The organism is Anaerotruncus sp. 80, assembly GCF_009936115.1.
GTDB classification, from domain to species: Bacteria; Bacillota; Clostridia; order Peptostreptococcales; family Anaerovoracaceae; genus Senimuribacter; species Senimuribacter intestinalis.
The window spans coordinates 59,481-80,818 of sequence record NZ_QWES01000019.1 but is presented as its reverse complement, the minus strand read 5'-3'; the positions used below and the strand labels follow the sequence as shown (position 1 = coordinate 80,818).

Below are 21,338 nucleotides of genomic sequence, written 5' to 3'. Positions count from 1 at the left end.
TTTTCAAGGCTTTCGGAGGATTTTATTAAAACCCTATGAGGTGTGATAAACACCTGTAAAATTATGAGTTTCTAATTTACATTATATTTTTTGTGGCCTCAGTGCTGGCTATAGCACCCCAAATGCAGGTTTTTGCTGCCAGTAGTACTGATGCGGAGTTTGAAGCACAGCTTACTTCAGAAGGCTTTCCTGAAAGCTACAAGACAAAGCTTAGAGCATTGCATCAGCTCCATCCGAACTGGACATTTAAGGCCAAACAGTTGAATTATACCTGGGCGGAGGCACTGGATAAGCAATGCTCCAATGTAAATGCCAATCTGGTCTCTAACAATTTTCCTGCAGGTTACAAGGCAGTGCAGAGTGGTACATATAATTTTGACACCCATACCTATATCGGAAAAGATGGAGCCAGCTGGGTTGCAGCCTCCAGACAGGCCGTTGCATTTTACATGGATCCGAGAAACTGGCTGGATGAGAGTTCTATTTTCATGTTTGAGCCTAATCTTTATGATGCCTCTTATCAGACGGAAGATCTGGTAAAGAAGATTTTGTCTACCACTGCACTTCCATCTACAGCAGCGAAATATTATATTGAGGCAGCAGAACAAACTTATAACGGAAAAAAATACAGCATCAGTCCTGTATATTTAGCGTCAAAAACAAGATTGGAACTGGGCAGCAGCGATTTTATGATAAATGGACATGCCTTTACCTATGGTGGTAAGAAATACTCCGGATTGTACAACGCCTATAATATTGGAGCAACTGACAGTGCCGACGGCACTGCAGCGCTAAAGGGATTAGTTTATGCAGCCGGCGGTTCGGATGGAAAAGGAACTACGTATCTTCGTCCGTGGAATACACTGAAGAAAGCAGTGACAGGTGGTGCGTTGTATATTGCAGGTACCTTTTTTGAGCGAAATCAATATACCTCATATTACGAAAGATATAATGTGCTGAATGGGCTTTCTGGCATTGGCACATATCAGTATGCGACTTCGATTTTTGCAGCGGCAACGCAGTCTGCAATTATTCATGGGAATTACTATGATTATAAGGTTCTGACAGAAGCATTTTCTTTTGAAATTCCGGTTTTTAAAAGTATGCCGTCTTCGCCGGCAGCAAAACCGGGAAGTGGCAGTAACAACTGTTATTTAGATGACATTTCGGTATCTCTGGATGGGAAGAAGCTGAGTTTTATTTCAGATTTTAATCGCTTTACTACTGATTATACGGTGAAGCAGACCATCGGTGCTGTTGATAAGCTGACCATCAGCACTAAAAAGAATGACAGTGCTGCTACCGTTTCCGTCAGCGGAAATACTACATTAAACGAAGGTATTAACAAGATTACAGTAAAAGTTACAGCTCCTTCTGGTGCGGTGAGCAAAACTTATAATATTACAGTCGTTAAGGATTCCAGTGCTGTGCCGGATCCTAACGAAAAACTGATTGAAGGTGTAGAAAACACTACAATTAAAGCGTCTTCTGTTCTGGGAGAAGGCAATATACAGGTCAGCTGGACGAAGTCAGCTGGATATAAGATGGACTACTATGAGGTTTACAGAAGTACTACTTCAGGAAGCTATAGTACAACGCCATACTTTGTAACGACTAATGGCACGAAAACGACTTACAAAAATACCAAAAATCTAAAAGACGGCACCAGATATTATTATAGAGTGCGAGGAGTTCGTGTCATAGACGGAAAAACCTATTATTCCAAATGGTCAAATCAGGCGTACAGAACTTATCGAGCGCCAGAACTTTCAAATGAGAAGATTATAGAGGGGGTGCAGGCAACAGCTTTGAACGCAGCGGCTGTATCGGTGCCAGGCACGATTCAGCTTAGCTGGACTAAATCCGGCGCATATGCCATGGATTACTATCAGGTCTTCAGAAGAGGTGAAAACGAAGAATATGGAAGCGCGCCTCACGGTGTTACAGCGTCGGGGGATATCTTCGCTTATGAGGATAAATCCAACATGACAGAAAATGCTACGTATTACTATAAAGTGCGAGGTGTTCGTAATGTCGACGGCATCGGCTACTATACTCCGTGGTCCAGCGAGGTGAGCTGCGTATACAAACCGGATTATTCTTCGAAGATTGCCGGTGTACAGGCAACGACGATTAAGGCGTCCTCTGTTTTGGGAGCGGGTTATATCCAAATTAATTGGAAAAAGTCTGCAGGCTATAAAGTGGATTATTTCGAGATTTATAGAAGCACAAAATCGGGAGAATACAGCAGTATACCGTTCTTTAAGACAACAGATGGTGTAAAAAACAGTTATAAAAATACGAAAAGCCTGAAGAAAGGCACTCGCTACTACTATAAAATTCGTGGCGTTCGCACTTTTGACGGAACAAAGTATTATACAAAATGGTCAAATCAGGCATATAGAACTTACAAGTAAACAAAAGGGGATATCTCAAAATTGATTTTGAGATATCCCCTTTTTCACATCGTAAATCGTTGAAATCTATAGCTTGCAGCCCTGAGTGCTGCCGCGTCTTGCAAGTTCCGCGTGAATACTGTTTAAAATTGTACGCTTTTGATAGCTCCACGATGGACTGATGAGAATTTTGCGGGGCGCATCGGCGCTGAGCCTGTGAATAGTAATTTCCGGCGGAATGATTTCAATTAAATCGCACACCAGATTGACATATTCTTCGATAGAGTCAAAGGAACAGTAATCTGGATGAGAAAGTGCCATGGAGGAGCCTTTTACTACGTTTAGCATGTGCAGCTTGATTCCCCAGATACCGCTTTGACATACGTAGCGCACAGAACGTTCCATATCGTGTTGACTTTCGCCGGGAAGTCCCAAAATCAGGTGTACGACCGTTTTGATACCGCGAGCGTTTAGCTTGCTGATTGTTTCATCGTAGATCGATAAATCATAGCAGCGGTTGATGAGAACGGCTGTTTTTTCGTGAATGGTCTGCAGTCCCAGTTCTACCCAGAGAAAGTGATTTTCGTTGATTTCAGAAAGTAAATCCAGTACTTCCGTATCGATACAGTCAGGCCTTGTGGCGATGACGATACCGGAAATCAGCGGATGGTTCAGCGCTTCATAAAATTTATCTCGCAAAACATCAACCGGAGCGTAGGTGTTAGTGTGATTTTGGAAATATGCCAAATATTTGGCGCTCGGCCACTTGTCTGAAAGGAGGGTAATTTGCTCTTCGATGGTAGAGGCAAAGTCGCCGCCGCCGTCAGCAGAGCAGAAGATGCAGCCGCCGCTTCCTTTGGTGCCGTCTCTGTTTGGACAGGTGAAACCGCCGTCGATGGAGAGCTTGACAGTCTTTTCTCTAAAGTATGATTTTAGGTATTTACTAACCATGTTAATAGATGGCTGCATGATAGAGTCCTCGTTTCTTTTTGTACTGATTCAATCTTAAGGGGTGGAAAAGAAAAAGTCAACTTTTTCCGGCGAATTTATTGTAAAACTGTGTAAAATCGGATATAATAAAGAGTCAATAGTTCATAAAATACCAGAGAAAAATCAGGAAGGAGCAAGCAGTAACTATGACAAAGAAAGAAACAGCTCCCTGGAGCTTGCAAAGAGGCATTTCTGACTGCTCTGACTGCATGTGCGGTCTTACGGGCGCAGGTGAAACTACCATGAAACCGCCGCTGCTTCTTCACAGCTGCTGCGGACCTTGCAGCACATCGGTCATAGAGCGGCTGGCACCTGATTATGATATCACCGTTTTTTTCTATAATCCGTGTATCACTGACGGAGAGGAATATGAGAAGCGGAAGATGAACCAAATCGCTTTTATTGAGAAATATAACCAGAATCTCGGCGGTACGCAGAAGATTCACTTTATGGAGGGGATATATGAGCCGGACGCGTATTATACGCGGGTATCCGGCTTCAGTAATGAACCGGAAGGTGGGGCGCGCTGCACGATTTGCTTCGATATGCGTCTTGAAAAGACGGCACAGACAGCGGCAGCCAAGGGATATGGCATTTTTGCCACAACCCTGACTGTAAGTCCTCATAAAAATTATCCGCTCATTTCAGAAATCGGAAAGAAATTTGCAGTGCAGTATGGCATAGAATTTCTGGACATCGACTTTAAGAAAAAGGCGGGATTTCATCGCAGCATTCAGCTATCTAAGGAATACGGTCTTTACAGACAGAACTACTGTGGCTGCGAGTATTCAAAACGATAATTCAATATTTTTGAGATATAATATGGAGGAAAGAAAAATGGCACAATTAATCACACCGAAGGACTACTCACCGGTAATCAGTCCGCTGGAAACCCAGCGTGCAATCAAAAAAATTAAGGATTACTTTCAGCAGGAACTGGCTTACGGGTTAAACCTGCGAAGAGTATCCGCACCTCTCTTTGTTTTTCCGGAGACCGGACTGAACGACAACTTGAACGGTGTGGAGCGAAGAGTCTCATTTAGCCTGCTTGACCTTGAAGAAAAAGAGGTTGAAGTAGTGCAGTCTCTCGCAAAATGGAAGAGAATGGCTCTTGGAAAATATGGAATTAAGCCGGGACACGGCATTTATACAGATATGAATGCAATCAGAAGAGACGAAGAGCTTGACAACCTCCACTCTGTCTACGTAGATCAGTGGGACTGGGAAAAGGTAATCACCAAAGAGCAGAGAAACACGGAGTATCTCCACGAGACAGTGACAACCATTTACAACGCAATGAAGAATCTGGGGGATTATGTAAATCGTCTTTACAGAGATTTACAGACAGAGATTCCTAATGAGATTTATTTTATTACCAGCCAGGAGCTTGCAGATATGTATCCAAATAAGACACCAAAGGAAAGAGAAGATTTAATCTGCAAAACTCACGGCGCAGTCTTTATTGAAAAAATCGGTGGAACCTTGACCTCAGGCGAAAAGCACGACGGAAGATCTCCGGACTATGACGACTGGGAACTGAATGGGGATATTATCTTATGGAACGATGTGCTGGACAGAGCCTTTGAGATATCCTCTATGGGCATCCGCGTAGATGCTGATGCTATGGATCGCCAGTTGAAGCTGGCAGGCGCTGATGACAGAAGAAGCCAGTCTTTCCATCAAGCCATTTTAAGCGATGAGCTGCCGTATTCCATTGGCGGCGGCATCGGACAGAGCAGGCTGTGCATGTACTTCCTGCGTAAAGCTCACATTGGTGAGGTGCAGGTTTCTGTATGGCCGGAGGATATGATTTCCGAGTGCAAAAAAGATAATATTTTCTTACTATAAGATGAAATATATAAACGTAGTTATTAATCATAACAGCAGGCATACGGACACATACTATACATATGCAGCGCCCGATGATATTACAGTTGGGGACATCGTAGAGGTGTCCTTTAACAGAGGTAATAAGCCAAAGAACGCTTATGTCTTTGAAGAGGGAGTTACCCCCGATTGCGAGGTTTCCAAAATCAAAGCGATTACTGGAAAAAATCCGGATATCTCCCTGAATCCTGAGATGGTGAAAACTTGTATTTGGATGAAGCGGCGATACGGAATCAAATATTTGGACGCTGTTAAATGTTTTGTGCCAAACGGAAATCCTGCAAAAGAAGGCAAAGAAAAGGAACCCTACAAGGACGCGGAGGGCGAGAGACAGGACATCAGAAGGCTGACAGAGGAGCAGCAGATAGCGGTGGATACCATCAGCTGTGCGGTCAGAGGAGAAAGACAGGAAAGTTTTCTCATTCACGGGGTCACCGGAAGTGGCAAGACGGAAGTTTATATGCAGGTCATCGCAGAGGTTCTTTCTGCGGGTAAAACAGCTATTATGCTCGTGCCTGAAATCGCGCTGACGAAGCAGATTATCGACCGTTTTATTGCCAGGTTTGGAAAGAAATCCATTGCAGTTTTACACAGCAAGCTGACAAAACGAGAGCGTTTTGATGAATGGCAGAGAATCAGGGCGGGAAAGGCGAACATCGTCATCGGCGCCAGATTGGGCGTCTTTGCTCCCCTTGAAAACATCGGCGTTATCATCATGGATGAGGAGCACGAAGCGACCTATAAGTCGGATATGACGCCGAAATACGATACAGTGGATATTGCTCTGAAACGACTCATGTACTATCAGGGGGTATTGATTCTGGGCAGCGCAACGCCGTCGGTGGTTTCTTACCAGCGGGCGAAGGAAGGGATTTACCGGCTTATCACCCTAAAGCAGCGCTATAACAGCGCACCTCTTCCTACGGTAGAACTTGTAGATATGCGGGAAGAATTGAGAGAAGGCAATCGAACTGTTTTCAGCGACAGGCTTTATCGAAAGATGGAGGAAACCCTTGCAAAAGGACAGCAGATTATATTGTTTCTCAACCGCAGAGGCTATTCCACCTTTATTTCCTGCAGGGAGTGTGGTGAGGTAATGGAGTGTCCGGAGTGTGGTATTTCCTTAACTTATCATAAGAAAGAAAACGCAGGGGTTTGCCATTACTGCGGAAAAAAATTTTCTGTACCGGCAAGCTGTCCAAAATGCGGCAGCAAATATATCAAGTATTTTGGTTCAGGTACTGAAAAGGTGGAAGAATTCACAAGGGAGCTGTTTCCAGACAGAAAGGTGGAGCGGCTGGACCTTGATACCGCTAAAAATAGCAGAGAAATTAACCGGATTATCGGGAACTTCTCAAAGGGAAAGACGGAGATTCTTATCGGCACGCAGCTGGTCGCGAAAGGTCTGGACTTTAAAAATGTTGGACTTGTCGGTGTCGTTGCTGCCGACGTCAGTCTTCATATTCCCGATTACAGGTCGACGGAGAGAACTTTTCAGCTAGTGACTCAGGTTTCTGGAAGAGCTGGCAGAGGTGAAGAGGAAGGGCATGTAATCGTGCAGTCCTATACGCCAGACAATTTTGCGCTGACTACAGCAGCAAACCATGATTATGAGGGCTTCTTTCAGATGGAGGCTTCTATCAGGCAGATGATGGACTACCCGCCTTTCTCGGATTTGATTTTGGTAGAATTTACAAGTGAGAAGGAAGAATATGCCTTTGAGACGGCAGAAAGCTGCAGGAACTATCTGATTCGCTGTAAGCTTGAAGAGGAGAGCAGTATCTTTGAAGCCAAGCCGTCCTATCATTTTAAGGGGAAGGACAGTTTTCGCTATTTTATACTGATTAAATGTCCGAAAGGACTTAGAAACAAGTATATTTACTGCATTGACTGTTTCGGAGAAAATTTAAAGAAAAATAGGGATAGTTGTGCGATGACTATTGACGTCAATCCGTACAGCACCATTTAAGATAAAGCATAAAAGGAGAATGAGAGATGGCAATTAGAAATGTTGTGTTAGATGGAGATGAAATTCTTAGGAAGCACTGCCGCGAGGTTTCTGAAGTGACAGACCGCATTCGGCAGACTTTGGAGGATATGGTGGAAACCATGCACCAGCAGTCGGGCTGCGGACTTGCAGCACCGCAGGTTGGCATTATGCGCAGAATGTTTGTAGCGGAACCTGAGCAAGGCGGCAAGATTTACTATATGATTAATCCTGAAATTTTGGAGCAGGAAGGTTCTGTTTCTGGCGACGAAGGCTGCCTCAGCGTGCCGGGACTGATTGGTACTGTGGACAGACCTGAAAGAATCAAAATCAAGGCGCTGGATTTTAATGGAGAAGAGAAGATTTATGACTTTGAAGGCTGGGACGCTCGCGTGATGTGTCACGAAAACGACCATCTGGACGGTATTCTTTATACGGATAAAGCGGTAAACGTCAGAGAACCGGAATATGATGAAGAGGTAGAAGGTTAATGAAAGTAGTTTTCATGGGCACACCGGATTTTTCGGTTCCGGTGCTTGCGAAAATTTTGGAGGCAGGTCATCAGGTGGGCTGCGTGGTAACTCAGCCTGATAAAGCCAAAAACAGAGGAAAGAAGATCCAGTTTACGCCGGTGAAGGAACTGGCAGCAGAACATGGAATTAAGGTATTGCAGCCTGAAAAAATCAAGCAGGATACAGAAGTTTTACAAACCCTTAAAGACTATGCGCCGGACATCATCGTCGTAGTGGCATACGGACAGATTATTCAAAAAGAGATTCTGGATTTGCCTAAATACGGCTGTGTCAACGTTCATGCGTCTCTTTTGCCGAAGCTGCGCGGCGCGTCGCCTATACAGCATGCGATTTTGCAGGGTGAGGAGGAAACCGGTGTAACCATTATGCAGATGGATGTGGGGCTTGACACCGGAGATATGCTCAGCAAAGCAAGTCTTGTTATCGGAGATAGAAATTGTCAGCAGCTTCACGACGATTTGGCAGAACTCGGCGCAAAGCTTTTAGTGGAGACTTTGCCGCGCATTGAAGCGGGGAATATTTCCCCGGAAAAGCAGGATGACAGTCTCTCAAGCTATGCCGGCATGATTTCTAAACAGGATGGAAAAATTGACTTTCACAAGAGTCCTATAGAAATTCAGCAGCAAATTCGCGCTTTTGATCCGTGGCCAGGAGCATTTTGCAATTATGGCGACGTGGTGATGAAGATTTGGAGCGCGGAGCCTGTGGCAGAAAAAACATCAAAGGCGCCGGGTACCATTATCTGCGTTTCAGATAACGGCGTTGATACGGCTTGCGGAGATGGGCAGGTGCTTCGCATTACAGAAATTCAAATGCCTGGAAAGAAACGGGTTTCTGTGAAGGATTATCTCAGGGGCAACAAAATAGAGATAGACAGCTTATTCGAATAAATAAAAGGGGGAAAAAGAAATGTTTCATTTTTATTATGGAGGATCCAGTCTCATTTTTCTGCTGCCAGCTATGTTGCTGGCGTTGTTTGCACAAGCAAAAGTGAAAAGTTCTTTTAGGAAATATTCTTCTGTGCACAATCACAGAAATATGACTGGTGCAGAGGCAGCAAGAAGAGTGCTGGACAGCAATGGACTTAGAGATGTGGAGATTCGCCAGATTCCTGGCAATCTAACAGATAATTACGATCCAAGAAACAGAACACTGAGCTTGTCTCAGGATGTGTATGGTGTTTCTTCGGTTGCGGCAATCAGTGTAGCCTGTCACGAGGCAGGTCATGCTATTCAACATGCCAGAAGTTATGCGCCGCTGAAAATCAGAAATGCTATCGTGCCTGTAGTTAACCTTGCATCCAGCTTTACATGGATTTTAATTATTGTAGGGCTGGGACTTTTAGCAGGACAAAGCTATGAGATGTATGCCATGGGAAATACTATTTTTAATATCGGTGTACTGGCATTTGTTGCGATAGTTATATTTCATCTGATTACGCTTCCGGTGGAGTTTGATGCCAGCCATAGAGCGATTGTGCAGATGGAGGAACTGGGGATTGTCACCATGGAAGAAAAAGCAGGCGCAAAGAAAGTGCTTAGTGCAGCAGCGCTCACCTATGTGGCAGCTCTTGCTGTAGCAGTTGCCAATCTTCTCAGAATCTTAGCAATCAGGGGAAGGCGTGATTGATATGGACTGCAATCGGAAAACAGCCTATTCAGTGCTTTTTGAAATTGAAAAGAATCAGGCGTATTCCAATCTGGAGTTGAACAGACAGATTGGGCTGCAAAATCCAGATAATCCTGCCTTTGTACGGGAACTGGTATACGGCGTGTTGGAGAATCGGATATACCTTGACTATCTTCTTGCGCATCTGATTCCCAAGGGACTTTCCGGCATAAAAAAACAGGTTCTGACGCTGCTTCGCATGGGGCTCTATCAGCTGATTTTTATGGAATCAGTGCCGCCTTATGCAGCTATCGGGGAGACAGTAAAGCTTGCTAAGAAGCTGGCACCGGGCAGAGACGGTTTTATAAATGGTGTGCTTAGAGGTTATCAGAAGAAGGGCGCAGATATTAAGCTGCCTGATTCGAAAAAGGACCTGATTTCCTACCTTTCCGTCAGATATTCTTATGCGCCGTGGATTGTGGAGCTCCTGCTATCTCAGTATGGGATGCAGAAGGCAGAGCAGATTTTGAAAGCAGGAAACGATCGACCAAAACTTTCCATTCGGGTGAACATGACGAGAACAGACAGAAAGTCTCTGGCAGAGCAGTTGACTGAAAAAGGATTTGTTATAGAGGAAGCTGCCTTGAGCGAGAGGGTGCTCTTTGTCAGCGGCAGCGGACTTTTGGAGACGAAGGCTTATGAACAGGGGCTTTTCTCTGTACAGGACGAGGCATCGGTTCTTGCAGCAGAGGCGGTGAATCCTTTGCCGGGACAGACAGTGCTTGATATTTGTGCAGCGCCGGGCGGCAAGAGTCTGGCGATGGCTGAAATGATGGGAAATAAAGGGGTAGTAAAAGCCTTTGATATATACGGACACAAACTCACATTAATATCGCAGCAGGCGCAGAGGCTTGGGCTTTCCAACATTATCACCGAAGAAAGTGACGGATGTGTACTGCGGGAAGATTTGAGGGATTCTTCGGATTGCGTTCTGGTAGATGGTCCATGTTCGGGTCTTGGAGTGATTCGGAGAAAACCTGAGATCAAATATAAAGAGCTTGCAGACGAGGGCAGAGAACTTTCTGAAAAGCAGCTTCGGATTCTTTTAACTGCCAGTTGTTATGTAAAAGAGGGAGGGATTTTGGTTTACAGTACCTGTACGGTGAATCGAATAGAGAATACAGAAGTTGTAGAACGCTTTCTCAAAGAAAGGTCAGGGTTTACACTGCTGTTTGAACGACAGTATCTGCCGGACACAGATGAAACGGACGGATTTTATATCTGTAAAATGAGAAAGCAAAAATGCTGAAAGGAGATTATATATGGAGGTAGGCTTTAAGACAGATAAAGGCCAGAGGCGCAGCAACAACGAAGACGCTTGTTTTGTCATGAAAAAGGACAGGGTGTTTATTGTCGCTGACGGAGTTGGGGGGAATAATTCCGGAGAGATTGCCAGCAGGACCTGTGTAAACGGCATTGCAAAATATGTCGAAACTCATTCGATGGAGGCACTTTCTACAGCGGAAGAAATTGGCGCATATTTTGAGGAATGTCTGAAGGATGTAAACTTTAAGATACTTGAGATGTCACAGCGTTTTGAGAAAAATAAAGGTATGGCAACTACAGTGGTCATCGCTTATGTAGCGGATAATCAGCTTTACATAGCTAATGTAGGCGACAGCAGGGCATATGTTCTCAGAGACGGAGAACTGAACCAGATTACTGAGGATCATACCTATGTGAATACACTTTTGAAAGCTGGGATTATTTCAGAAGAAGAGGCAGCAAACCACGAGAACAAAAATATGATAACAAGAGCCGTAGGCGCAGATTATACCATTGAGCCTGATTTTTTTCAGGTTTCCATTGAAGCGGGGGACATGATACTGATTTGCACAGACGGACTTTACGGAGAAGTTGAAAAGAGCGAATTAATTAGCCGGTTAACCGAGGAAGAATCCATGACCCACATCTGTAACGAACTGGTAGAAGCCGCCAACAGAAATGGTGGCAGCGACAATATTACGATGGTAGTCTTGAAAGTGACGGAGGATGATATCAGATGAGTAAATTACTTGCAGGAAGATATGAACTAATTGAGAAAATCGGAGAGGGCGGCATGGCGGTTGTTTATAAAGCCAGATGTCGACTCTTAAACAGATATGTAGCAATTAAAATTTTGAGACCGGAGTTTACCAAGGATATACAGTTTGTAGAGAGTTTTAAACGTGAGTCTCAGGCGGCAGCAGGGCTTCAGCATCCGAATATTGTAAGCGTATATGATGTCGGTAAGGAAGGCGATATAAACTTTATAGTCATGGAGCTTATCGACGGCAGACCGCTGAGCGATATTATCAAAGAAGAAGCCCCGATGAACTACAAGCGTGCCATTGAGATTACCAGACAGGTAGCCTCTGCGCTAGGGCTTGCTCATAGGAACAATATCATTCACAGAGATGTTAAGCCACATAATATCATGATTACCCGAGACGGCACTGCAAAGCTGGCTGATTTTGGTATTGCCAAAGCGGTGAGCAATTCCACTATTATGGCAAACGAGACGAATAGAGTCATCGGCTCAGTACACTATTTTTCACCGGAGCAGGCAAGAGGCGCTTATGTGGATGAACGGTCCGATATTTATTCGCTGGGTATCGTTCTTTATGAAATGCTCACAGGTCAGGTACCTTTTGACGGAGAAAATCCGGTACAGGTAGCGCTCATGCACATTAACGACGAGATTACGCCGCCGTCCCATCTGGTATCAGGCATTCCGCCGGCATTGGAAAAACTGGTGATGAAGGCAACTGACAAATTCCAGTCCAACCGATATAAGAGTACGGAGGAAATGATTGAAGAATTGGGAAACATCGATTTTGTGACAAAGATGGTAGGTGATTCTGTCTTTGTTGCTTCTGATGTAGAAGATTTTCAGGAGAAAAACCGGCAGAAGCATAACCAGGAGTTGGAGGATGAAATCTTTGAGGATATGAAGCCTCATAAAAAGAAAGAAAAGAAGATAAAAGCTACTCCAATAAAGGAAGATGATAGGTCTTCAAAGAAGTCTAAGAAACCAATTATTATTGCAGCTGTAGTAGTTGGAGCGATTGCCCTTGCAGCAGTAATACTCTTTGCAAGTGGTTTCTTCGGTGGTGGATTAAAAGCACCGGATTTAGAAGGAAAGACTCCTGATGAAGCTAAGGTAATTCTGGAAGAAATGGGTCTGAAGATGGAAGTCGACGAACAGACTATTAGCAGTGATGATATTGATGAAGGTAAGATTGCGGCACAGGATCCGAGAAAAGGCGAAAAGGTCAGCAAGGGCGATACCATCACTGTCATTCTCAGCAACGGCAAATCCAATGGACAGGTGCCGAGCGTTATCGGTATGAACTATAATACCAACAGGGATTTAGTGGAAAATATACTGGAAAGCGCGGGCTATGAACTTGGTGTGGTTCATGAGATGGAAAGCGATGCAAATGTTGGTGAAATTATCGATCAGGAGCCGGGTTCTGGTGCGGAATTAAAGAAAGGCTCAAAGATTGATATTACTATCAGCAAGGGTACTGACAAGATAGCGGTACCACCTCTGACTGGTCTTACTCTGGATGAAGCGAGAGAGACGTTGGAAGCTGCAGGGCTGCATATGGGTCAGCCTAAGTATGAAGAAAGTACTGTTTATGCTAAGAATATCGTCATCGGCTCTACGCCGGGAGAAGGAACCAAGGTGAAATTGGGTTCCACCGTTATTATAACAGTCAGCAAGGGTGAACCGGTTGTAACGCCGCCTGAGCCGCCTGTTGATGAGGGAAATGAAGGCGACGAACCTGGAGATAACAGTGATGATGACGGCGGAGAAGAAGAATAGGATGAAAGGGATTATCATGAAAGGAATCGGCGGTTTTTACTATGTAAAAACCGCTGATGGTGTATATCAGACAAAAGGGCGGGGGATTTTCAAAAAAGAAGGGATTACTTTGGCAGTTGGAGATAATGTGGAAATGGAGGTTCTTCCAGACGGTGATGGAATCATCAATGAGATTCTGCCCAGAAAGAATCAATTTATCAGGCCTCCTATTGCCAACGTGGACTGTTTTATAGTGGTCTTTGCGGCGACCAAACCTAAGCCGAACTTTCATGTCATTGACAAGTTTCTGATTATGGCGGAATATTGGGATACGGAGGTGATTCTTTGCGTCAACAAGTGTGATTTGGCAAAGGAAACAGCGCTGGAGGAAATACGGGATATTTACGGCAGTATATATCCTATGGTCTTTGTCAGCGGAAAAACCGGCGAAGGAATTGAGAAATTATCCGCACAGCTCTCTGGAAAGCGAGCAGCTTTTGCGGGACCTTCCGGTGTGGGAAAATCGACCATTACCAATCTTCTCATTCCTCACGCGAACATGGAAACCGGCACGGTCAGTCAGAAGACGCAGAGGGGAAAGCACACCACTAGACATGTGGAAATCTTTGAGACTGATAATGGCGGCCTGGTCTTTGACACGCCGGGCTTTACCTCCTTTGATATTTTAGAGGCTTCAGAAGAGAATTTGGCTTCATATTATCCAGAGTTTGCAGCACTTAGTTATGCCTGCCGATTTGATAACTGCAGGCATATCAAAGAGCCGAACTGTGCGGTTAGAGCGGCATTGGAAGAGGGAAAAGTCAGCAGGATTCGGTATGATTCCTACCTTGCAAATATGGAAGAAATAAAGAAAAAAAAGAAGTATTAAATTTGTAGCTGCACCTGCAGCAGAACGGAGAGAAAACGATGGGAAAACTTGCACCTTCAATTTTATCGGCAGATTTTGCCGAATTGGGCAAACAGGTAGAGGAAATCAGCAGGGCGGGCGCTGATTACGTCCACATAGATGTGATGGACGGTCATTTCGTGCCCAACATCAGCTTTGGTGCAGCTGTCATGAAAGCGCTGAACAAGCTGGACACAGCCCCTTATGATGTTCATTTGATGATTGAAAATCCTGACCAGTATGTAAGCGATTTTGTAACTGATAGGACTGAATACATAGTGGTTCATCAAGAAGCTTGCCCCCACCTGCATAGGAGCCTGCAGAACATCAAAGCTTACGGCGTAAAGGCAGGAGTTGCAATTAATCCGGCAACGCCGATTTCTACACTGGAATGTGTGCTGGAGGATGTAGATTTAATTCTGGTGATGTCTGTAAATCCGGGTTTTGGAGGACAGAAATTTATTCCGGTAGCTTTGGATAAAATCCGCCAGTTGGATACCTTGCGCAGGGAAGCCGGTTATCACTATACTATTGAAGTAGATGGAGGTATCACTCTCGACAATGTGGAAATGGTTAAAGCTGCCGGCTGCGATATCTTTGTGGCAGGTTCAGCAGTCTTTGGTGCAGAAAATCTGACGGAACGGGTAAAAGAATTTAAGGAAGTACTGTAGACACATTTTGGAGGGAGAAGTATAGGTAAATATAGCGAGGCTTTCGCAAACCATATAAAAAAACTTATAACAAAAGCGGCTATGGCCAGTTAGGTCAATTAGCCGCTTTTATCATACATGATTTTATGCTGCGTCGTCTTCTTCGCCATCACCATCACCATCACCATCATCATTCTCATTATCAGAATCATCCGGTTTTGGTTTATCCGGATCATCGTCCTCTGGCTCTTCTGGTTTTACGAACGGAACATAGTTTTCATCCGGATTGATTGGATATTTTTCAGGGTTAGCATTGTGTTTATGGCAGTAGAATCTTGGAATATCATCGTCATTGCCAAAGTCGAAATAGCCTTTCTTTTCGGTGTCCGGACAATCAGGTGTAGCCAGATAACCGGTTTCCTTACAGATAGCAACTTTCTTTTCTAAATCCTTGATACTGCCGACGCCGCCTTGCGTACCTGCGATGTAATATTCTCCGCCGGAGGAGATGACATTGCTTGGCATGCTCTTGTAGGAGCCCTGTTTTGCGCCGTCAATCTGATTCATGATTTTACCCCAGAGTCTTGCTGCAGGTCCACTCATTTCTGTACCGTTGCAGTTCTGATCCACACCAATCCAAAGGGAAGCGGAGTAGGATGGAGTAAATCCATCAAACCAGATATCAACCTGATGGTCAGTTGTACCGGTTTTTCCGCCAACCTGTACGCCGGAAATTGCTGCGGGATAGCCGATGCCCTGTGATACAACGGATTTCAGCATATCTGTCATAATCCATGCAACACCGGAGTCTAAAACACGGTGGCTCTTTGTTTTTGTGCGGTCAACCAGAGTTTCATCTTGACTGTCTACAATTTTGGTAAATGCGGTTGTTTCGCGACGGGTTCCATTGTTAGGGAATACCGTATAGGCGCTTGCCATATCCAGTGTAGTAACACCATTAGTCAGACCACCGAGGGCAAGACCGGCAGGATTCATGTCGTTAACACTGCCTTCTCGCTCTAAAGTCGTGATGCCGAATTTTTCTACCAGGTTTGCGGAATAATCTGCACCAACCTGAAGGAAGATCTTAACAGCACAGGTATTGATGGACTGTTGGAGGGCAGTACGCATGGTCATAGGCCCGGAATAGCCGGCACCGCCAGCATTTTGAGGCCAAACCTTGCCATTGATGGTAGTTTTCTCATCAATGACAATGGAAGCCGGTGTTAGATAGTAGCCCCAGAGCTTATCGCCTTGTTTATCAATTTTGAAATTGGTAAAATTATGTTTTTTTCCGTTTTTTGCTTCCTCAGCACTCTGCGCAATAGCAGCAGAGTATACTGCCAGCGGCTTGATGGAAGATCCAGGCTGTTCCGGGCTGATAGCTCTATTGTGCAGCCTTCTGCCGGCAGTTTTTCTGCCGCCAACCATGGCCTTGATATAACCGGTGGAATTTTCCACAATGGTCATGGCGGCCTGAGGCTGAACAACTTTCTGGTTCAGCGTATAGGAAGTAGACGGAATGGTTATGGTTCCGTCGTCGTTAAAGATGAAGAAGTTTGCGTAGTCCTCATCCTCAAAGAATTCTGCCGGAATCTGAATGTTACCCTTTTTGTTCATAATTTTATATTTCTGCGGAATATTGATAAAACCGCCGCTGATGGTATAAAGGGTTCCATTTTCGTATTTGTACATGTTTTTAAACTCAATACTATAATCGGTTTCTCCGTTTACGGTAGTTTCGTATACATTGAGACGCTTGCCGGTCTTGATGACCAGACCGCCGTCCTTTCGTTTTAAGAACTCGCCTTTTTGCAGAGTAAAGTTGCCTTCTGCGTCAAAGTAACTGTCATAGGAGTCCATATTTGGTGTATTGTAAGTATAAGAGGCAGGGAAGTTTGCATCGTTGTCAAACTCAGTTTCGATGACCTGCTGTGCTTGTGCGTCCAAAGTGGAATATATCCTCAGACCGCCGTTATATACTTTGTTCCAGGCTGTATCGTAGTCCCATTCCTTTTCTTCCATCAGGGCTTCTATGACCTGGTCAATGACATAGTCCTCAAAGTATGCAGACTTTTCTAAAATACTGTTATAAGTAGGATTCAGCATTTTCTTTAATTTAGTAGAAGAAGCCTTATCGTATTCTTTCTGTGTGATGTAGCCTTGCTCCAGCATGAGGGAAAGGCAGATGTCACGCCGATCTTTGCTGGCGTCATTGGCGATATAAGTACCTCTGGAATTGCTCTTTAGGATGTTTTTGTCCTTGGCAGAAACATCTTGACTTCCCACAAAGAGCACCAACTGAGAATCAGCAGGGGACTGTGGAAGGGAAGCAAGGGCTGCACACTGCGCTAAAGTCAAGTCCTGTACATCTTTGGAAAAATATGCCTGAGAAGCCGCCTGAACGCCGTAACTGCCGTATCCCAGATAAATGGTATTCAGATAGGCGGTGATAATTTCTTCTTTGGAGAGCTCTTTTTCCAGTATTATGGTGTAATAAGCTTCTTGAATCTTACGAGTCATGTCGTGGTCGAACTGCTTATCTTTCAGAAATAGATTTCTGGCAAGTTGCTGGGTGATGGTACTGGTTCCGCTGACCTGTCCGCCGCCGAAAATAGATTCCTTAATGGCACCCAATATACGAATAAAGTTAAATCCGTGATGATCCCAGAAAGTTTTGTCCTCCAGAGCGACAACTGCGTCAATTAAATCCTGCGGAAGATCTTTGTATTCTACATTGGTTCTGTTCTGTTCTGAAAATACAGTATCAATTTCGTTGCCTTCATCGTCATAGATAACTGTGCTCTCGGACAGAATAGAATAAATTTCACTGGTATCAATATCCGGTGCTGCTGAAATTGCGCGGCCGACGTAAATACCTACTGCAATACAGACCAGCAGGAAGATACAGAATAAGAACAGGATAAACCGTTTCCAGTTGAGCCTGTGCTTTTTTTTCTTTTTATTAGTAGTGGGGACAGCAGTATTGCTCTCAGAGTGCATAACTGCCTGCTCAGTGACCTGCTGCTTTGTTTGTCTTGATTTTGATCTTTTGTTTCTATCGCTACGCATAGATATTGCATTCCTTTCTTGCGAAAATAATACTCCTACTTAGTATACCATAATTCACCACGAAAGTTAAAGGATATTTCATATTTTCTCAAATTTATTATTCCTTTTTATACCAAATTTCACAGTAATTTCTTGATAATAACTTGAATATACCACAGTGACTGATTAAACTATAAATGGAACTTGTGCGTCTTGTGAGGAAACCATGAGACGAAAACTATTATCAATGACGACAGCTGTTATCTGCGGTATTGTTTGCATGCAGTTTTTCGAAAAGATTCAGCTGCCTGCGGCAATTGTCTGTACGGCGGTGTGTGCATTCATCTGTGTAAAGAGCGATAGGGCGCGAAAAAAATTTTATTTACTTCTGCTGGTATCTTTTCTGGCAGGGGGATTTTTGCTGTCTTTAGAAAAGATGGAAGCGGGCAGCAGTCTTTTTTCAAAAAGCTTGGAAAGCGCAGAGAACTTTTCAGCAGTGGTCACCGAGATTGATAAAATTAAAGATGACCAGTATCGCATTTACTGCCAAATCGGTAGGGAAAAGCTTTTGTGCCGCTATTATCAGAGGATAGAACATTACGAACAGCTTCTGGGCTGCACTGTTTCTTTTGCGGCCCAGACAGAAATTCCCCGCAGTGCTTCTAATCCGAGAACCTTTGATTATCAGCTTTACTTAAAATCCAAGGGCATTCATTACATCACCACGCTGGATTCCTTTCGCATTGTACAAAAGCCGGATAGTCTGTTGAGTAAGGGGAAAAGCATAATATTTATAAAGAGGGAACAGCTGATTAAAAATCTTTCTATGTCAAAGTCCGGGGCAGCCGTTCTCAGAGGTATTCTTTTTGGTGACACGAAGGAGCTGGATGAGGAAACCTATGAGGAATTCAGAAAAAATGCAACCGCTCATGTTCTTGCGGTCAGCGGTCTACATATCGGCATGCTATACAGTTTATATTGCGCCATAAATAAAAAGAGAAACAGCAGATTTCTGACAGCAGCTTTTATCGTATTACTTCTTATCTACGGCACAGCTGCCATGTGGTCGATTTCGGTGAGCAGAGCAATTTTTCTCATTTTGCTTTCTATAGGAGCAAAATTTCTGCACAGACGGTATGACCTTTTGACCGCTCTTTCAGCAGCAGCGCTTTTTTCTATTCTGAAAAATCCGTATGTGATCTTTGGAGCGGGTTTTCAAATGTCGTTTCTTGCAGTTCTTTCTATGGCATTTTTTGCACCGATACTTCAGCGGTATATGAAAGAAAGTGCAGCAGCAGTGCTCAGCGTGCAGCTGGGGCTTTTACCGTATATGGCATATACTTTCAATATTTGTTCTTTTGCAGGATTTTTCTGCAATATTCCGGTGGTCTTTCTGGCATCCGTCATTGTGCCTCTTGGGACCGGGGCATTCTTTGTCTATCTGTTTTTTGGTATGGTGCTTCCTGGATGTGGCCAGGTGCTGGAAGGACTGGTACAGATGATGATAAAAGTGAATCATCTTTTTGGTGCAGGTGGCAAATTGGCTTTCGATACAGTTTCGCCGCCGCTCTGGCTGCTGGTGCTGTTTTACGGGTGCGGCTTTTTACTTGCCTCAGAATTTTTTGCAGTCTATTTGCGGAGAAAAAACTGGAAACTTCTGGGTAAAACGGCAGGACTAATAAGTATGGCGGTGGCAATGACTGCAGTGATAAGTGCAAGTCCTTTTGACAAGGCGCAAGTAGTCTTTGTCGATGTGGGACAGGGCGACTGCATACACTTAAAAGACGCAGGCGGCAGGCAGGTGTTATTGGATGGGGGAGGAAGCATTCGATACAATGTTGGAGAAAAGACGTTGAAACCTTATCTTCTAAAAAATGGGATTTCCTCTCTGGATATTGCGGCGGCAACCCATCTTCACACCGATCACTATCTGGGACTTTGCCAGCTGAAAGAGGTATATCCGGTTGCGCATATGCTGACCAAGGGCAGGGCTGGTCAGAAGATTCGTCTTGGTGACAAGGAATGGATTGAAATCCTTTGGCCTGATAAAAGCTCGTCTGTGGATGAAAGTGATGAAAATCTGAACAGCCTGATTTTTAAAGTACATCTGGAAAATTTTACCGTACTGGTTACGGGAGATATTACCGAGGAAGGAGAGAGGATGCTCCTTGAAAAATATCAGGGGACAGATAAGCTTTCGGCGGACGTTTTGAAGGTAGCGCACCACGGCAGCGCCTATAGCAGCTGTGATGATTTTTTGACAGCAGTACGTCCCCGCATTGCCGTCATCGGTGTTGGGAAAAATAATTACGGACATCCAAGCCAGAAGGTCATTGAAAAATTAAGGAAATCTGATACAATGGTATATAGAACGGATTTAGATGGAGCCGTTGGAATTATAGATAAACGAGGTAAACTTTCAGTATGTACAAAAAACCCGTAAAACACAGTTTTAAGGTCTTCTCAGAGCACTTAAAGAATGAAACTTTTGAGAAGGTTCTTTTGATGTATGGCGTAGAACAGTATCTGGTAAAATGGGCAGTGGAGACGCTGGTTAAGAAATATGTCAATCCGGCGACGACGTCTATGGACTATGTACTTCTCGAGGGCGAGGAGACCTCCTGCAGCAGGATTATAGAAGCTGCTGAGACTTTTTCCATGTTTTCAGCACGCCGCATTGTCTGGGTCAGGAATTTTAAACCTTTGCTGAGCGACAGTGCCAGAGGTTTTTCAAAAGAGGAGATCAAAGAACTTGCAAATTATATTAAGGAAAGCAATGAACAGACTATTTTGATTTTTTCGGCAGAAGAGGTAAAGATGACTACGGTGCTCTCCGCGGCGCTGAAAAAGTCCGCGCAGTGCTATGATTTTGACAAAATAGACAAGGCGGAGTTTTCTTCCTTTGCAAAGAAGCGTTTTAAACAGGCTGGGGTTGAAATCGGTCCCGCAGCTCTTTCTGCGCTTGTTGAAGCTACAGGATATTTTAACAAAGAAAGTGATTACAGACTATTTCATTTTGCCAATGATATCCAGAAAGTCATCGCACACAGTGATGGGGTGAGGGTTTCGGAAGAGGATATCATGCGCACGGTCAGTGGTGATTTGGAAACTTTCGTCTTTGATATGCTGGATGCGATTACCGCCAACAAAAAGGACAAAGCTTTTCAGATTTTATATAACATTCTATACAGCGGCAAGGATGCGTTTTCTATCATTGGGGTCATCGTATCTCAGTTTGAACTGCTGCTTTCTGTAAAAGAGCTGCGGGATGACGGACTTGATCTTTCCGCTATGCACAAAAAACTGGGCGGCAGCGAATTTCGAATCAAGAAACTGATGCCTTATGCGAGCAAGTATACGCAGAAGAAACTGAAGGAAACGCTGTCAGCAATTTATGAAGTGGACAGGCAGATTAAAACGGGGCTTTTAGACAGTCAGATGGCGTTAGAACTATTTATTGCAGGTATTTAATTTCGAGG

16 protein-coding genes are annotated in these 21,338 nt (G+C 44.3%); 14 read left to right on the top strand and 2 right to left on the bottom strand.

Translation table 11 applies throughout. The features are described 5' to 3' along the window. Positions 1 to 101: 101 nt before the first annotated feature. Positions 102 to 2,417, top strand: a complete 2,316-nt coding sequence (locus D1155_RS10760) for a cadherin-like beta sandwich domain-containing protein (protein WP_207709527.1) — start codon at positions 102 to 104, stop codon at positions 2,415 to 2,417. A gap of 66 nt (positions 2,418 to 2,483) precedes the next feature. On the opposite strand, the gene D1155_RS10755 is transcribed toward D1155_RS10760, so the two are convergent. Next, positions 2,484 to 3,365 carry a TIGR01212 family radical SAM protein gene (locus tag D1155_RS10755; RefSeq protein ID WP_160202410.1) on the bottom strand — a complete coding sequence of 294 codons (882 nt, stop codon included), beginning with the start codon at positions 3,363 to 3,365 and terminating at the stop codon, positions 2,484 to 2,486. Between the two features lie 167 nt (positions 3,366 to 3,532). Between D1155_RS10755 and D1155_RS10750 the strand changes: the two genes are divergently transcribed. From D1155_RS10750 to rpe, 11 genes are read left to right on the top strand one after another with little or no spacing between them, the layout of a single operon-like run. Continuing rightward, positions 3,533 to 4,186: an epoxyqueuosine reductase QueH gene (locus tag D1155_RS10750; protein ID WP_160202409.1), complete on the top strand. Its 654-nt coding sequence runs from the start codon at positions 3,533 to 3,535 to the stop codon at positions 4,184 to 4,186. Positions 4,187 to 4,208: 22 nt separating this feature from the next. Then, positions 4,209 to 5,234 (top strand): aspartate--ammonia ligase, encoded by a 1,026-nt coding sequence (asnA, locus tag D1155_RS10745; protein WP_160202408.1) that lies wholly within the window; start codon positions 4,209 to 4,211, stop codon positions 5,232 to 5,234. 1 nt (position 5,235) lies between these two features. Then, positions 5,236 to 7,242 (top strand): primosomal protein N', encoded by a 2,007-nt coding sequence (priA, locus tag D1155_RS10740; protein ID WP_160202407.1) that lies wholly within the window; start codon positions 5,236 to 5,238, stop codon positions 7,240 to 7,242. Between the two features lie 26 nt (positions 7,243 to 7,268). Continuing rightward, positions 7,269 to 7,751 (top strand): peptide deformylase, encoded by a 483-nt coding sequence (gene def / locus D1155_RS10735; protein WP_160202406.1) that lies wholly within the window; start codon positions 7,269 to 7,271, stop codon positions 7,749 to 7,751. Further along, positions 7,751 to 8,683, top strand: a complete 933-nt coding sequence (fmt, locus tag D1155_RS10730) for a methionyl-tRNA formyltransferase (protein ID WP_160202405.1) — start codon at positions 7,751 to 7,753, stop codon at positions 8,681 to 8,683. Before def ends, fmt begins: the two co-directional genes overlap by 1 nt. Positions 8,684 to 8,702: 19 nt before the next feature. Beyond that, the gene (locus tag D1155_RS10725) at positions 8,703 to 9,422 is read left to right on the top strand and encodes a zinc metallopeptidase (protein ID WP_160202404.1); all 720 of its coding nucleotides are present in this window, start codon (positions 8,703 to 8,705) and stop codon (positions 9,420 to 9,422) included. Between the two features lies 1 nt (position 9,423). Then, positions 9,424 to 10,710, top strand: coding sequence for a 16S rRNA (cytosine(967)-C(5))-methyltransferase RsmB (rsmB, locus tag D1155_RS10720; RefSeq protein WP_243151077.1), 1,287 nt, complete (start codon positions 9,424 to 9,426; stop codon positions 10,708 to 10,710). 13 nt (positions 10,711 to 10,723) lie between these two features. Then, positions 10,724 to 11,467, top strand: coding sequence for a Stp1/IreP family PP2C-type Ser/Thr phosphatase (locus D1155_RS10715; RefSeq protein WP_160202402.1), 744 nt, complete (start codon positions 10,724 to 10,726; stop codon positions 11,465 to 11,467). Next, a complete protein-coding gene (gene pknB, locus D1155_RS10710; RefSeq protein ID WP_160202401.1) occupies positions 11,464 to 13,272 on the top strand; it encodes a Stk1 family PASTA domain-containing Ser/Thr kinase in 1,809 nt (602 codons plus the stop codon). Before D1155_RS10715 ends, pknB begins: the two co-directional genes overlap by 4 nt. Then, positions 13,217 to 14,140 carry a ribosome small subunit-dependent GTPase A gene (gene rsgA, locus D1155_RS10705; RefSeq protein WP_243151075.1) on the top strand — a complete coding sequence of 308 codons (924 nt, stop codon included), beginning with the start codon at positions 13,217 to 13,219 and terminating at the stop codon, positions 14,138 to 14,140. The genes pknB and rsgA overlap by 56 nt, the downstream gene beginning before the upstream one ends. Before the next feature lie 38 nt (positions 14,141 to 14,178). Beyond that, positions 14,179 to 14,829 (top strand): ribulose-phosphate 3-epimerase, encoded by a 651-nt coding sequence (gene rpe / locus D1155_RS10700; RefSeq protein WP_160202400.1) that lies wholly within the window; start codon positions 14,179 to 14,181, stop codon positions 14,827 to 14,829. Between the two features lie 123 nt (positions 14,830 to 14,952). On the opposite strand, the gene D1155_RS10695 is transcribed toward rpe, so the two are convergent. Then, positions 14,953 to 17,880, bottom strand: coding sequence for a transglycosylase domain-containing protein (locus D1155_RS10695; RefSeq protein WP_160202399.1), 2,928 nt, complete (start codon positions 17,878 to 17,880; stop codon positions 14,953 to 14,955). A 205-nt stretch (positions 17,881 to 18,085) separates the two neighbouring features. On the opposite strand from D1155_RS10695, the gene D1155_RS10690 reads away from it, so the two are divergent. Continuing rightward, complete coding sequence (locus D1155_RS10690) at positions 18,086 to 20,302, top strand: DNA internalization-related competence protein ComEC/Rec2 (protein ID WP_160202398.1); 2,217 nt, start codon at positions 18,086 to 18,088, stop codon at positions 20,300 to 20,302. After that, positions 20,284 to 21,330 (top strand): DNA polymerase III subunit delta, encoded by a 1,047-nt coding sequence (gene holA / locus D1155_RS10685; RefSeq protein ID WP_160202397.1) that lies wholly within the window; start codon positions 20,284 to 20,286, stop codon positions 21,328 to 21,330. Before D1155_RS10690 ends, holA begins: the two co-directional genes overlap by 19 nt. Positions 21,331 to 21,338 lie beyond the last annotated feature (8 nt).

Excerpts from the sequence above, each read along its gene's own strand:
- D1155_RS10725 (WP_160202404.1), top strand. The coding sequence starts at position 8,703 with ATGTTTCATTTTTATTATGGAGGATCCAGTCTCATTTTTCTGCTGCCA.
- holA (WP_160202397.1), top strand. The coding sequence starts at position 20,284 with ATGTACAAAAAACCCGTAAAACACAGTTTTAAGGTCTTCTCAGAGCAC.
- priA (WP_160202407.1), top strand. The coding sequence starts at position 5,236 with ATGAAATATATAAACGTAGTTATTAATCATAACAGCAGGCATACGGAC.
- def (WP_160202406.1), top strand. The coding sequence starts at position 7,269 with ATGGCAATTAGAAATGTTGTGTTAGATGGAGATGAAATTCTTAGGAAG.
- rpe (WP_160202400.1), top strand. The coding sequence starts at position 14,179 with ATGGGAAAACTTGCACCTTCAATTTTATCGGCAGATTTTGCCGAATTG.
- rsmB (WP_243151077.1), top strand. The coding sequence starts at position 9,424 with ATGGACTGCAATCGGAAAACAGCCTATTCAGTGCTTTTTGAAATTGAA.
- D1155_RS10695 (WP_160202399.1), bottom strand. The coding sequence starts at position 17,880 with ATGCGTAGCGATAGAAACAAAAGATCAAAATCAAGACAAACAAAGCAG.
- D1155_RS10750 (WP_160202409.1), top strand. The coding sequence starts at position 3,533 with ATGACAAAGAAAGAAACAGCTCCCTGGAGCTTGCAAAGAGGCATTTCT.
- fmt (WP_160202405.1), top strand. The coding sequence starts at position 7,751 with ATGAAAGTAGTTTTCATGGGCACACCGGATTTTTCGGTTCCGGTGCTT.
- D1155_RS10715 (WP_160202402.1), top strand. The coding sequence starts at position 10,724 with ATGGAGGTAGGCTTTAAGACAGATAAAGGCCAGAGGCGCAGCAACAAC.
- rsgA (WP_243151075.1), top strand. The coding sequence starts at position 13,217 with ATGAAGGCGACGAACCTGGAGATAACAGTGATGATGACGGCGGAGAAG.
- pknB (WP_160202401.1), top strand. The coding sequence starts at position 11,464 with ATGAGTAAATTACTTGCAGGAAGATATGAACTAATTGAGAAAATCGGA.
- D1155_RS10755 (WP_160202410.1), bottom strand. The coding sequence starts at position 3,365 with ATGCAGCCATCTATTAACATGGTTAGTAAATACCTAAAATCATACTTT.
- asnA (WP_160202408.1), top strand. The coding sequence starts at position 4,209 with ATGGAGGAAAGAAAAATGGCACAATTAATCACACCGAAGGACTACTCA.
- D1155_RS10690 (WP_160202398.1), top strand. The coding sequence starts at position 18,086 with ATGAGACGAAAACTATTATCAATGACGACAGCTGTTATCTGCGGTATT.